The sequence below is a fragment of the Knoellia sinensis KCTC 19936 genome, from assembly GCF_000768705.1.
Taxonomy (GTDB): Bacteria; Actinomycetota; Actinomycetes; order Actinomycetales; family Dermatophilaceae; genus Knoellia; species Knoellia sinensis.
Window position 1 is genome coordinate 59,682 of sequence record NZ_AVPJ01000006.1, and the last position, 13,293, is coordinate 72,974.

12 protein-coding genes and 1 riboswitch are annotated in these 13,293 nt (G+C 69.9%); all 12 genes read left to right on the top strand.

The window, feature by feature from the left end:
• Positions 1–93: 93 nt before the first annotated feature.
• The 12 genes from N802_RS09525 (at position 94) to ribH (ending at position 13,291) form a co-directional block, all read left to right on the top strand.
• Complete coding sequence (locus tag N802_RS09525; protein WP_035915328.1) at positions 94–1,773, top strand: peptidase M16 family protein; 1,680 nt, start codon at positions 94–96, stop codon at positions 1,771–1,773.
• Between the two features lie 47 nt (positions 1,774–1,820).
• Positions 1,821–3,872 (top strand): primosomal protein N' family DNA-binding protein, encoded by a 2,052-nt coding sequence (locus N802_RS09530; RefSeq protein ID WP_084072093.1) that lies wholly within the window; start codon positions 1,821–1,823, stop codon positions 3,870–3,872.
• A gap of 116 nt (positions 3,873–3,988) precedes the next feature.
• Complete coding sequence (locus N802_RS09535) at positions 3,989–5,047, top strand: alpha/beta hydrolase (RefSeq protein ID WP_035915333.1); 1,059 nt, start codon at positions 3,989–3,991, stop codon at positions 5,045–5,047.
• Positions 5,048–5,101: 54 nt separating this feature from the next.
• The gene (fmt, locus tag N802_RS09540; RefSeq protein ID WP_035915336.1) at positions 5,102–6,070 is read left to right on the top strand and encodes a methionyl-tRNA formyltransferase; all 969 of its coding nucleotides are present in this window, start codon (positions 5,102–5,104) and stop codon (positions 6,068–6,070) included.
• The gene (locus N802_RS09545; protein ID WP_035915339.1) at positions 6,070–7,575 is read left to right on the top strand and encodes an RsmB/NOP family class I SAM-dependent RNA methyltransferase; all 1,506 of its coding nucleotides are present in this window, start codon (positions 6,070–6,072) and stop codon (positions 7,573–7,575) included. The genes fmt and N802_RS09545 overlap by 1 nt, the downstream gene beginning before the upstream one ends.
• A gap of 34 nt (positions 7,576–7,609) precedes the next feature.
• Positions 7,610–8,266 carry a ribulose-phosphate 3-epimerase gene (rpe, locus tag N802_RS09550; RefSeq protein ID WP_035915341.1) on the top strand — a complete coding sequence of 219 codons (657 nt, stop codon included), beginning with the start codon at positions 7,610–7,612 and terminating at the stop codon, positions 8,264–8,266.
• Between the two features lie 2 nt (positions 8,267–8,268).
• Positions 8,269–8,832 carry a pentapeptide repeat-containing protein gene (locus N802_RS09555; RefSeq protein ID WP_052109739.1) on the top strand — a complete coding sequence of 188 codons (564 nt, stop codon included), beginning with the start codon at positions 8,269–8,271 and terminating at the stop codon, positions 8,830–8,832.
• Positions 8,833–8,967: 135 nt separating this feature from the next.
• Positions 8,968–9,098, top strand: a riboswitch (FMN riboswitch).
• Positions 9,099–9,224: 126 nt separating this feature from the next.
• A complete protein-coding gene (ribD, locus tag N802_RS09560) occupies positions 9,225–10,250 on the top strand; it encodes a bifunctional diaminohydroxyphosphoribosylaminopyrimidine deaminase/5-amino-6-(5-phosphoribosylamino)uracil reductase RibD (protein WP_035915343.1) in 1,026 nt (341 codons plus the stop codon).
• Entirely contained in the window at positions 10,250–10,885 is a 636-nt protein-coding gene (locus tag N802_RS09565) for a riboflavin synthase (protein ID WP_052109741.1), read from the top strand. Before ribD ends, N802_RS09565 begins: the two co-directional genes overlap by 1 nt.
• A complete protein-coding gene (gene pnuC / locus N802_RS09570; protein ID WP_035915346.1) occupies positions 10,882–11,583 on the top strand; it encodes a nicotinamide riboside transporter PnuC in 702 nt (233 codons plus the stop codon). The genes N802_RS09565 and pnuC overlap by 4 nt, the downstream gene beginning before the upstream one ends.
• Complete coding sequence (locus tag N802_RS09575; RefSeq protein ID WP_035915348.1) at positions 11,580–12,809, top strand: bifunctional 3,4-dihydroxy-2-butanone-4-phosphate synthase/GTP cyclohydrolase II; 1,230 nt, start codon at positions 11,580–11,582, stop codon at positions 12,807–12,809. The genes pnuC and N802_RS09575 overlap by 4 nt, the downstream gene beginning before the upstream one ends.
• Positions 12,806–13,291, top strand: a complete 486-nt coding sequence (ribH, locus tag N802_RS09580) for a 6,7-dimethyl-8-ribityllumazine synthase (RefSeq protein WP_035915351.1) — start codon at positions 12,806–12,808, stop codon at positions 13,289–13,291. Before N802_RS09575 ends, ribH begins: the two co-directional genes overlap by 4 nt.
• The last annotated feature ends 2 nt before the right edge of the window (positions 13,292–13,293 follow it).

Genomic DNA, 13,293 nt, shown 5'->3' on the forward strand with positions numbered 1-13,293 from the left:
AACTGGCGAGGTCTCTTCCTGATGGGCGCCGCCACGGCGGTGTAGGTTGACCCGGCCTCCAACCCGTGGAGGGCGCCCAGGGGAGGAACTCACATGGTCGAACTGCACACTGACGTCGTGTCCGGAGTCCGGACCTTCTGGGTCGACTCGGGGCGTCCGACGCTGGCTGCGTCGCTGCTGTTTCGGCGGGGAATCGTGGACGAGACCTTGGCGACCACAGGCCTGACGCACCTTCTGGAGCACCTCGCCTTGCATGATCGGGCCAAGGGCGCACTTCAGGTCAACGGCTCTGTGTCCCTCCTGCAGACGCAATTCGACGCCCACGGCCCGCATGAGGCTGTCGTTGCACATCTGCGCGAACTCACGTCGTGGCTCTCCGCACCCCAGGTGGCGGACGTGGCACGTGAGGCGTCGGTTCTTCGCGCAGAGGCTGCGCGGCAGGGCGCGAGCGACGTACGTGCTGCGATGCTCAACCGGTACGGCGCGCGAGGTCCTGGGCTGGCGGGCTACGGCGAACCGGGTCTGGCTCGCGTCACTGCGGAGGCTGTGACAGATCTGGCTGCGGAGTGGTTCACGGCCGGCAACGCGGTGCTCTTCCTCGACGGGCCGCCGCCCGCGGACCTTGCCTTCCATCTCAATGACGGCCCCTTGCACGAGGTGCCGACAGCTCAGGCATTCGAGGAGCCGGACGAGCTGCCCAAGGTCTATGTGACGCGCCAAGGTGTCACGAGCTCGGGGGTGGTCCGGCGATCCACCCCTGCGACCTTCCTCGGGGCCTCGCTGCAGAAGCTCTTCCACGACGACTTCCGCGTCCGGGATGGTGCGGCGTACGCGCCGTGGTCCGTCTACGAGGCCGTGGACGCGGACTCGGCCGTGGTCCTCGCAGGGTCCGACGTCAGCCCCCAGTTACTTCCCCATGTTGTCGACCGCACCCTGCAGATCCTCACGAGGGCCACGACATCCGAAGTGCTCGACGAGATCGTTCCGGACCTGGTCGCTCAAGCCCGTCAGTCACAGGCCGACCCCTACAACGCTCCGATGCTCGCGTATCGAGCTGCCGTCGACCACCTCCGAGGGAGAGCGGCCCAGTCGCGAGGGGACGTGGCCGCCGAATTGGACGAGGTCACGGCCGAGACGGTTCGCGCTGTGGCCGAGGAGATGCGCTCGACCCTGTTGCTCGGGGTGGACAGTGAAGCCGCTTGGGCCGACCAGATGCCGCGCCTGGAGATGGCGACGCGGTCGCAGGGTCTGCGCGGCTCGACGTACCGTTCGCAGAACTATCCAGCCGACCGTGACCGGCTCGTGGTCGCGCCAGAGGGCATCGTCGTGGGGCGCGGCGATGAGTGGTGTGGTGTCGATCGCGATGAGATCGAGGCGGTTTTCCAGTACCCAGACGGTGCGCGGGAAGTCATCGGCGCGGATGGATGGAGTGTGCGGGTGGAGCCGACCTTGTGGCGGGGCGGCGAGGCGGCCGCCCGCGAGGCAGAGGCCTTGGTGGAACCGGATCGCCGTCTGGTGGTTCCATCGCGTGAACCAGAACGAGTCCCGCGCCCGTTGGGAGCCTGGGAGACGACCAAGACTGTGTGGCGGCAGCTCCGCGAGAACGTCCGCTTCATGGTGGCACTCAACGTCGTCTTCGCCGTTCTTGCCATCTGGTTGCTTGTCGCAGGTGTCGTCGTGGGTGCTGCGATCATGGCCTTCTTCGCGGCCCGGAACCTCAAGGAGATCTGGCAGGTCACTCAGGCGTCCAAAGCGGCGTCCGTGACCGCCTGACTGGGCAGCCAACAGGGAGTGTCTCCACCGTGGTCTAGGTTCGGTGAGTGATCGGTCCCGAGGATGTCGTGCAGCTGGAGTTGATCCAGCCGAGCGCGCGTTCGCGACCCAAACCGAAGTCCAACGGCGTGCCCGTTGCCGAGGTCGATCCCGTGGCGTCGGTGCTCGTGGACACGGGCCTCGCCCACCTCGACCGCCCCTTCGAGTACCTCGTGCCCGCCGAGCTCTCGGACGACGTCGTCCCGGGGGTCCGCGTCAAGGTGCGGTTCGCCGGCCAGGATCTTGACGGGTTCGTGGTGTCCCGCGCTGCCGAGGCGGAACACGAGGGCCGCCTCGCCACCCTGCGCCGACTCGTCTCGCCCGAGCCCGTCCTCACGCCGGCCGTTCTGTCTGCGGCGAGTGAGGTGGCACGCAACTACGGCGGTGTGGTCGGCGACGTGCTGCGTCTTGCCGTGCCCCCGCGTCATGCGGCCGCCGAGAAGGCGCTGTCCGCTGACGGTCCGGAACTCGACCCACCTCCTGTTCTCGAGTCGGAGGCCTGGAGCAGGTATGCCGGCGGGCTGGCCTTCCTGTCTCGCCTCACCGCTGGTGACGCACCGGCCGCGTCACTTCTCGCCGTGCCGACGGTGGACCCGAACGAGGACTGGCCCCGGCTGCTTGCGGACGCCGCCGCGGCGGCACTCGCCGGCGACCGGGGGTGCATCATCGTCGTCCCCGACGCACGCGATGTCACGCGCGTCGAGGCGATGTTGACGGAGCGGCTCGGCAAGGGTCACCACGTCCGGCTCACGGCGGACCAAGGGCCGCAGGCGCGCTACACGGCATACCTCAAAGTGCTTCGTGGGCACGTGCGTGTGGTCGTCGGGACCCGCGCCGCGGCCTTCGCCCCCGTTCAGAACTTGGGACTCATTGCCTGGTGGGACGACGGCGACGACCTTCTCGACGAACCCCGGGCGCCGTATCCCCAGGTGCGCGAGGTGGCCCGCATCCGAGCACGCGCGGAGGGGACCGCCCTGCTCAGCGCGGGGTTCACCCGCACCGTGGCCCTCGCGCACTGGTGCGGCGACGGTTCGTTCGTGCCGCTCGAGGCCCCTCGGGCGCTCCTCCGGCGCATGGTCGCGCGCGTTCGGGTCGCCGGTGAGGGCACCGACCTTGCGCGTGACCCCGCCGCGGCCCGGGCGCACCTTCCCTCCGTGGCCTGGGAGGTCGCCAAGGACGGCCTGACGCGCGGACCCGTGCTCGTGCAAGTGCCCAGACGGGGATACCTGCCGTCGCTGTCCTGTCAGGACTGCCGTCGGCCGGCCCGCTGCCGCGTCTGCGCGGGACCACTCGGACTCCGCGGACCGGGGCAGCCGCCCACCTGCCGTTGGTGTGGCGCGGTCGAGACCCGCTTCGAATGCCCCCACTGCGGGTCGCCGCGACTGCGTTCGTCAGTCGTCGGCGCACGGCGGACCGCTGAGGAGCTGGGACGAGCGTTCCCCGGGATCCCGGTCGCGACCTCCGGGGCAGGCGCAGTGGTGGACCATGTGGATGCCAAACCTCGCCTCGTCATTTCGACTCCCGGGGCCGAGCCGGTCGCCGACGACGGCTATGCCGCATGCCTTCTCCTGGACGCATGGGCTCTTCTCGACCGCTCCTCGATGGACGCCTCGGAAGAAGCCCTCCGGCGCTGGACTGCAGCCGTCGCCCTCACTCGGGGCGCCGCGGCTGGCGGGGTGGCGGTGCTTGCCGGGGCCCCCACCCACACCACCGTTCCCGCGGTGGAGGCACTCGTGCGTTGGGACCCCGCCTGGTTCGCCGAGCGCGAACTCGCCGAGCGGCTCGAGCTGGGGCTGCCGCCCAGTGCGCGAGTCGCCACGCTGACGGGGGCTCGGCCAGCACTCCACTCCGCCGTGCAGGAGATGCGACTCGGCGAGTCGGTTCGCGTGCTCGGCCCGCTCCCCGTCACCGGTGACACTGAGCGGCTGGTCCTGACCTCCCCACTCGACGGCGGGCCGACCCTCGCGGCCGAGGTTGCGGCGATGCGAGCCAGACGATCGGCGCGCAAGGACTCGGCACCTGTCACCGCCCGTCTCGACCCGCGTGACCCCACGACCTGACCGAATCCACGCCGAGTGTGGCGTCTGGGGTCGTCACCGGCCTGCACAGGAAGTGCCGGGGGAGATGGTGCGGCGACACATGGTTCTCCGGCTGGCGGACGGCCTACGGTCGCAGCATGGGTGACTACATCGACGCCGGTGGGATTCGTCAGCACGTTCGCACGTGGGGGCCGGAGGGCGGGAAGCCCGTCCTGCTCGTCCACGGCAACTGCTCGTCGGGTGGGTACTGGGAGCCGTTCGTCCGCGACCACCTGGCCGGGGACGCCACCCCACTCCGCATCGTCGCCCCGGACCTGCGCGGATACGGCGACAGCGAGTCCGCCCCGGTCGACGCGACCCGTGGCCTGCGGGACTTCGCCGACGACCTCCACGCGCTCCTCGGAGCCGGACTCTTCGGGTCCGATGACCCCGTGGTCGTCGTCGGACACTCGATGGGGTGCGGTGTCGCGATGCAGTTCACCATCGATCACCCCGAGCGGGTCGCGGGTCTGCTGTTGACCGCGCCGGTGTCGCCCTATGGGTTCGGAGGGACGAGGGATCTCGAGGGAACGCCGACCACGCCGGACTTCGCCGGCACCGGAGGCGGCACGGCGAACCCGGACTTCATCGCTCGACTCCAGACCGGGGACCGCACGGGCGAGGAGCCGACCAGCCCACGGGCCGTGATGCTGTCGGCCTACGTGGCGGACTCGAGCGCCTTCGGGGCTGACGAGGAGGCGATGCTCGACACGGTCCTGTCGACCGCGACGGGTGAGGACAACTACCCGGGCGACTCGGTCCCGAGCGAGAGCTGGCCAATGGTCGCACCCGGCGAGCGAGGGGTTCTCAACACGATGTCGCCGCGTTGGTTCTCGGTGGCCGAGGATCTCGTGGCGCTCGACCCCAAGCCGCCGGTCGAGTGGCTGTGGGGCACGGCGGACGCCATCGTCAGCGACACCTCCCTGTTCGACCTGGCCTACCTCGGTCAACTCGGCGCGGTGCCCGGCTGGCCGGGCGCTGAGGCCTGCCCACCACAACCCATGGTGGGCCAGACGCGAGCGGTGCTCGAGCGCTACGCCGCGGCTGGTGGGGCGTTCAGAGAGACGAGCCTAGAGGGCTGTGGCCACTCGCCCCATGTCGAACGGCCCGGGGAAGTCCTCGCGGCTCTCGAGCGACTCACGGCCGCCAACGAGTGAGGGCCACCTGCTTCGTAGACTGGCCCGCGTGACGAGCCAGAACTGCTGCATCCGATGAGGCTGGTCTTTGCCGGCACTCCCGAGACTGCTGTGCCCTCGTTGGAAGCACTGCTGGCCTCCCCGCACGACGTCGTGGCAGTCATCACGCGGCCGGACGCCCGAGCTGGCCGCGGCCGCACACTCCACCCATCGCCGGTCAAGGCTGCGGCTGTCGAGCGCGGACTCGAGGTGCTTACGCCGTCGACCCCCCGTGATCCGGACTTCCAGGCGCGATTGCGTGAGATCGCGCCGGATGCGTGTCCCGTCGTCGCCTACGGCGCCCTCCTGCCGTCGGACGTCCTCGACATCCCGACCCACGGCTGGATCAACCTCCACTTCTCCGTGCTCCCGGCCTGGCGAGGCGCCGCGCCGGTGCAGCGCGCCATCATGGCCGGCGACGAAGCAACGGGTGCCACGACCTTCGTCATCGAGGAGGGCCTCGACACCGGGCCGGTGCTCGGGGTGATGACCGAGACGATCCGCCCCGACGACACATCTGGAGTGCTCCTCGACCGCTTGGCACACGCCGGTGCTGGGCTGCTCGTCGCGACCATGGACGGTCTCGAGAGCGGCGACCTCCACCCGGTCGCGCAACCCGCCGAAGGTGTCTCGCACGCAGCGAAGCTCACGACTGCGGACGCCGTGATCTCGTGGAACACCCCTGCGTATGCCGTGCACCGTCACGTCCGCGGGTGCACTCCGGCACCCGGCGCCTGGACGGCCTTCCGTGGCGAGCGCGTCGGAGTGGGGCCAGTCGTGGCCGCCGCCGAGGATGCGCTGGTGGCGCGCGAGACGGCCGAGCCGTTGGCGCCGGGCGAGATCCACGCCACCAAGAAGGCGGTCCACGTCGGCACGGCATCGGGAGTCGTCACGTTGGGCGAGGTGCGGCCGCAGGGCAAGAAACCCATGGCGGCGGCCGACTGGGCCCGCGGGGTCCGGATCGACGTGGGCGAGACGTTCGGTCGCGCCACTACGCTGACCTGATGCCCGCCCCTGACTCCTCACGCCAGCCCGGTCGCCCACGCGGTCGTTCGGGTCCACGCGGCAGCCAGCGCTCCGCACAGAAGCCGAGTGAACGGGCGAAGCACGCGGAACCCGCGCGCTTCGCGGCATACACACTTCTGCGCGCGGTCGACGACGGTGCCTACGCCAACCTTGAGTTCCCCGCGATCATCCGGCGGCATCGACTGGACTCGCGCGACGCTGCCTTCGCCACCGAACTGGCCTTCGGGACCCTGCGGATGCAGGGCTTCTATGACGCCGTCATCGAACGTGCGGCCGGTCGCCCGACGAGCAAGATCGACGCGGGAGTCCTCGACGTCCTGCGGCTTGGTGCCCACCAGTTGCTCGGGATGCGCGTGCCGGCCCACGCCGCTGCGGACCAGACGGTCGGCCTCGCGCGCACCGTGAGTGGTGCGGGTGCGAGTGGGTTCGTCAACGCCGTCATGCGGCGCGTGAGTGAACGCACACGGGACGAGTGGGTGTCCGAGGTTGTCCCCGAAGGAGGAGCGACGGCTGCGCTCGCCGTCGAGTATTCCCACCCGGAATGGGTCGTCAGTGCTCTGCGCGGTGCGCTTCTGGGGCACGGCCGCGCCACCGCCGAAACCGTCGACAGCGAGCTGCGCGCGCTCCTCGAGAGCGACAACACGCCAGCCAAGGTCAGTCTCGTCGCGCGTCCGGGCCTCGCGACAGTGGACGAGCTCGTCGACGCGGGTGCCACGGCCAGCGAGACGTCGCCCTTCGGCGCCGTGCTGGACGGCGGCGACCCGGGCGCGATTCCCGCGATCCGAGATCGTCGGGCGGCGGTCCAGGACGAGGGGTCGCAGCTTCTGGCCGTGGCCTTGGCGACGGCCCCGGTCGCCGATGGCGTCCCCCGTCGCTGGCTCGACCTGTGCGCCGGGCCTGGCGGCAAGAGTGGTGTCCTCGGTGCGCTTGCACTGGAGGCCGGAGCCGATCTGGTCGCCGTCGAGGTGAGCGAGCACCGAGCAGATCTCGTGCGCAGCACCCTCGAGCCAGTCGCAGCCCGATCTGCGGAGGCGGACCTCGACCTCGAAGTGCGCACCGCGGACGGACGGGAAATCGGAGAGGCGGAGCCTGCGGCATACGGACGGGTTCTCGTTGACGCACCGTGCACCGGCCTCGGGGCACTGCGTCGCCGTCCCGAGGCGCGCTGGCGTCGCCAGCCGGGCGACCTCGCGCAGCTGGGGCCACTGCAGCGTGATCTGCTCCGCAGCGCGCTTGACGCTGTGGCGCCGGGTGGCCTCGTCGGATACGCGACCTGCAGCCCGCACCCTGCCGAGACGACGTTCGTCGTGCGCGATGCGCTGAAGAAACGCGACGACATCGAGGTTGTCGACGCTCGCGAATACTTCCGGGACGCGGCAGGAGAGGTGCTCCACGATCTCGGCGACGGGCCTGAGGTGCAGCTGTGGCCACACGTCCACGGCACAGACGCCATGTTCTTCACGCTCCTGCGCAAGAAGGCCTGACCTCGCCGCGGGGGCGCACCCGTAGGCTGCTCGCGTGCAGATCTCACCGTCGATCCTCTCCGCCGACTTCGCCAACCTCCAGTCCGAGCTCGACGCGATCTCGAATGCCGATTGGGCCCACGTCGACGTGATGGACAACCACTTCGTCCCCAACCTGACGCTCGGCCTGCCGATCGTGGAGTCGCTTCTCAAGGTCTCGCCGATCCCGCTCGACTGCCACCTCATGATCGAGGACCCGGACCGGTGGGCGCCGGCCTATGCCGAGGCGGGTGCGCAGTCGGTGACCTTCCACGTCGAGGCCGCGCGCGACCCGCGGACGCTGGCGCGCGAGCTGCGTGCCGCCGGTGCCCGGGCGGGGATGGCGATCAAGCCGGGGACTCCTTGGGCGCCCTACGAGGAGTTGCTCCCCGAACTCGACATGGTCCTCGTCATGACGGTCGAGCCGGGGTTCGGTGGGCAGTCGTTCATGGCGGACCAGATGCCCAAGGTCCAGCAGGTTCGAGAGGCCGTGCGACGGCACGGGGGCGAGGTGTGGATCCAGGTCGACGGGGGAGTGTCAGCCAAGACGATCGAGCAGTGCGCCGAGGCCGGAGCGGACGTGTTCGTCGCTGGGTCCGCGGTCTACGGGGCAGACTCCGCCGCTGTTGCCGTCGACGAACTCCGTTCTCTCGCAGCGTCGCACAAGCACTGATCGTGTCCGCACAGGCATGGCAGTCACTCGCCGCGGGAGAGGTGCTTCGCGGACGGGAACTCGTGGGCCAAGAGCTCACCGGGCTGACGTGGGAGAGCGCAGGGCTCGTGGACTGCCTCTGCGAGGAGTGCACCTTCACGAGCTGCAACTTCTCGATGACCGCCCTGACGGACACACGCTTCATCGACTGCACCTTCGTCGGCTGCAAGATGCTGGCGGTGAACTGGACAGCCACAGGCGCCGGCTCCCTCCTGGCGCAGCCACTCCGATTCGAAAGGTGCCGACTCGACGGGGCGACGTTCACCGGGCTCGACCTCGCCGGCTTCACCTTCCGTGACTGTCAGCTCGTCGACGTCGACTTCACCGAGGCGTCCGTGCGCCGCGTCGATTTCGGCGGGTCGAACCTGTCCGGCGCGCGGTTCTCCAACACGGACCTGCGCGACGCCGACCTGCGGGGCACGCGTGGCCTGGCCATGGATCCGCGCGACAACCGTCTCAAGGGTGCCCGCATCGACATGGACGCTGCCCCCGGCCTCCTCGAGGTCTTCGGCCTGACCATCACCTGACGACCGCGACTTTGTGCCCCATTGGGACACCGAGCGCCAGGGGGTGTCCCAATGGGGCACAAAGTCGCAGGTTCGTGGGGGAGGTCACGGCTGCTGGGGCTTCAGTCCGAGTGGCGGACTGCGGCATACTGGCCTCGACGTGCTCCGGGGTCGGTGTAATTCCGAACCGGCGGTGACAGTCCGCGACCCGACCGCAGCCAGCGGCCGGTTGACTGGGTGGAACTCCCAGACCGACGGTGAAAGTCCGGATGGTAGGCAGCACGTGAGAGCGGGACCCCGTTTGGGGGTCGTGCCCACCGACGTCACCCTCCGTGGCGACCGGAGGCACCCGATCCGCCTGCACGCATCCCCCGGAGCTCGACCGACAGGTCTCGAGCACGAGGGCAGGAAGCATGCAGGATCAACGCACGACGGACGAGCAGTGGATGCTGCGCGCCCTCGTCGTCGCCAAGCACGGACCCGAACTCGACGCGAACCCGCGCGTCGGTTGTGTTCTCGTCGGCCCCGACGGCGTGCTCGTCGCCGAGGGTTGGCACCTGGGCGCTGGGACCCTTCACGCCGAAGCCGCCGCGCTGGAAGCCGCGGGCGAACGCGCGGCTGGCTGCACGGCATACGTGACTCTCGAGCCCTGCCACCACACTGGACGCACCGACCCGTGCTCGCGTGCCCTCGCCGCCGCGGGAGTCACGCGCGTCGTCCATGCCGTGAGCGACCCCAACGCCGCGGCCGGCGGGGGAGCAGCGTGGTTGGAGACGCAGGGCGTGGTTGTGGAGGCCGGTCTCCTCGAAGCCGAGGGCGAGGGGCTCAACCGCAGCTGGCTGCACCGCCAACGCACCGGGCGGCCGTGGGTCACGTGGAAGCTCGCGACCACCCTCGACGGACGCAGTGCCGCCGCCGATGGCACGAGCCAATGGATCACCGGCCCGGAATCGCGAGCCGATGTCCATGAGCAGCGGGCCCGTTGTGGGGCCATCGTGGTCGGGACAGGCACTGCCCTGACCGACGACCCGCAGCTCACCGCCCGCTACCCCGACGGGTCCCTCTTCGCGCGGCAACCCCTGCGGGTCGTCATGGGACAGCGAGAACTCCCGGCCGAGGCCCGAGTCTTCGACGCCGCGGCCGAGACAGTGCACCTGCGCACGCGCTCGCCGCGGGAGGTCCTCGCGGTCTTGGCGGAGCGCGAGATCCACCATGTCTGGCTCGAGGGTGGACCCACCGTGGCAGCCGCATTCATGGGGGAGGGCTTGGTCGACGAGATCGTCGCGTATGTCGCCCCGGTGCTCCTCGGCCGTGGTCGCCAGTCGGTGAGCGACCTGGGCATCACGACCATTGCCGACGCGCTGCGGTTGGAGCCGACCGACACCCGGATCATCGGCCACGACGTTCGCATCACCACCATCCTCGAGGAGTCCCGCTGATGTTCACCGGAATTGTCGAAGAGCTCGGTCAGGTCGACCGCATCGATCTGGGCGAGGCGTCCGCGAGACTCACCCTCCGGGGTCCGCTCGTGACGAGTGACGCCGTCCACGGCGCCTCGATCGCGGTCAACGGCGTGTGTCTGACCGTCGTCGAACACGACGCCGACGCGGGATGGTTCACGGTCGACGTCATGGCAGAGACGTTGTCGCGCACCGCACTCGGTGGGCTCGAGGCTGGGGCGCCCGTCAATCTCGAGCGAGCCATGGCCGCCTCGGCCCGATTCGGTGGGCACATCGTCCAGGGCCACGTCGACGGCACCGCGACCGTCCTCGACCGCGTTCCCGGTGACCGCTGGGAGGTCGTCACCTTCACCCTGCCAGCGGACCTGGCGCACTACGTCGTCGAGAAGGGCTCCATCACCGTGGACGGCGTGAGCCTCACCGTCTCCGCGGTCACTGATGACACGTTCTCCGTCTCCCTGATCCCGACCACTCTCGAACTCACGACGCTCGGGGTCCGCAGCGTCGGCGACACCGTCAACCTCGAGGTCGACGTCCTCGCGAAGTACGTCGAACGACTCCTCGGCGCCCGCACCACCACCGTCCCCACCATGACCACGGAGGTCACCGCATGAACTGGCTCGAGCGCCTCTTCGAGGCCCAGCTGACGATCGGCAGCTCGCACATCCTCTGGCGCGAGATCGTCGGCAACGTCTTCGGGTTCGCCTCCGCCATCGGCGGCATGCGTCGCCGAGTCTGGGCCTGGCCCATCGGGATCATCGGCAACGTCCTGCTGTTCACCGTGTTCTTCGGGGTCGCGTTCGCGAACCCGCAGCACCAGACGCTCTACGGCCAGGCGGGCCGCCAGGTCTTCTTCGTCATCACCAGCCTGTACGGCTGGTGGCGCTGGCAGGAGCATCGCAAGGCCCGCGGCGCGGATGCCCATGCGATCACGCCGCGCTGGGCCACTGCTCGCGAGCGGATGGCCTACGTCGGTGTCTGGCTCGGCGGTGTCGTCATTGCGCAGTGGGTCTTCGCGACGATCGGGGCCGAGTGGCCCGCCCCGCGCTGGTACTTCTGGTGCGACGCCTGGATCTTCGTCGGATCGATGCTCGCGACCTATGCGATGGCGCGCGGTTGGAACGACTTCTGGCTCATGTGGATCGCCGTCGACCTCGTCGGGGTGCCGCTGTTGGTTCACGCGAAGTTCTACCCGAGTGCAGTTCTGTATGCCGTCTACGGCGCCCTGGTGCTCTACGGCTTCACCGTCTGGCTCAAGGCGTCCCGCCTCGAGCGCGACCCCCAGCCCGAACTGACGGAGGCCATGTCATGACCGCTCTGTCCACGATCGAAGAGGCCCTCGCGGCCCTGCGCGCAGGGCGACCTGTCCTCGTCACGGACGACGAGGACCGCGAGAACGAGGGCGACGTCATCATGTCGGCCCAGACGCTCACGGACGAGTGGATGGCCTGGACCATCCGCCACTCCAGCGGCTATGTCTGCGCGCCCATGCCCGACGAGATCGCGGATCGGCTCGACCTGCCGCTCATGGTGAGGGAGAACGCGGATCGGTTGCGGACGGCATACACGATCACCGTCGACGCGGCCGAAGGCGTGACCACCGGGATCAGCGCGGCCGATCGTGCCCACACCGTGCGGCTGCTCGCTGACACGAGTGCGGCCGCCACCGACTTCGTGAGACCCGGACACGTGGTTCCCCTCCGGGCCCGCGACGGCGGAGTTCTGGTGCGTGGCGGCCATACGGAGGCGGCGGTCGACCTCTGCCACCTCGCCGGACTCGCCCCAGTCGGTGCCATCGCCGAACTGACCCACGACGACGGCACCATGATGCGGTTGCCGGCGGTCCTCGAGCTCGGGGCGGAGCATGGCCTCCCCGTCATCACCATCGAGCAGCTGGTCGCCCACCGACAGCGGCACGACCGCGTCGTCCGGCACGCGACGACCACCCTGCCCACTCCCGATGGCACGTTCACCGTGCACGCCTACCGCGACACCCTGACGGGGGACGAGCACCTGGCCCTCGTGAGCCCACTCGGTCTCGGGGAGGGTTCTGCCCTCACCCGACTGCACAGCGAGTGCCTCACCGGAGACGTCTTCGGTTCGGCCCGCTGCGACTGCGGTCCTCAGCTTCGCCGCGCGCAGGCCCGCGTCGCCCGTGAGGGCGGAGTCGTCGTCTACGTGCGTGGGCACGAGGGGCGCGGCATCGGGCTCGCGGACAAGATGGCCGCGTATGCCGTGCAGGACAGGGGCGCTGACACCGTCGCCGCGCAGGAAGAGCTCGGCCTGCCGGTGGACGCGCGCGACTACGCGCCTGCGACCGCGATCCTTCACGATCTGGGGATCGGCGCCGTCCGGCTGCTCACGAACAATCCCGACAAGGTCACGGCCGTGCGGTCAGCCGGGATCGAGGTCGCGACCGTCGAGCGGCTCCAGGTGGCCCCAGTGGCGACGAACGCCGCCTACCTGCGGACCAAGCGGGACCGCCTCGGTCACGACCTGGTTCTCGACTCGCACGACAGCACGGAGGCAAGCGCATGAAGGACGGAGCACCCGAGGTCACCGTCGACGGGACCGGCCTGAAGGTCGCTGTCATCGCGGCCTCCTGGCACGACGTGGTCATGAACGGGCTCATCGAGGGCGCTGTCAAGGCGCTCGCCGAGGCGGGGATTCCCGACGCTCCCGTGATCCGCGTTCCCGGCACGGTCGAGCTGTCGGTTGCGGCGGCTCGACTCGCGCCCACGCACGATGCCCTGGTCGCGCTCGGTGTCGTCATCCGCGGTGGGACTCCGCACTTCGAGTACGTCTGCAGCGGAGTGACGCACGGGCTCACCGACGTGAGCACGCGCACGGGGGTGCCGGTCGGCTTCGGCGTCCTCACGTGCGACACCGAGGCGCAGGCGTTGGATCGCGCGGGCCTCGAGGGTTCGAGAGAGGACAAGGGCGCCGAGGCCGCGCTGGCGGCCGTCGCCACCGCGGTCACCCTGAGCGGTCTCGCCCCTCGCCCGGTGGTCGGGGCGTGAGC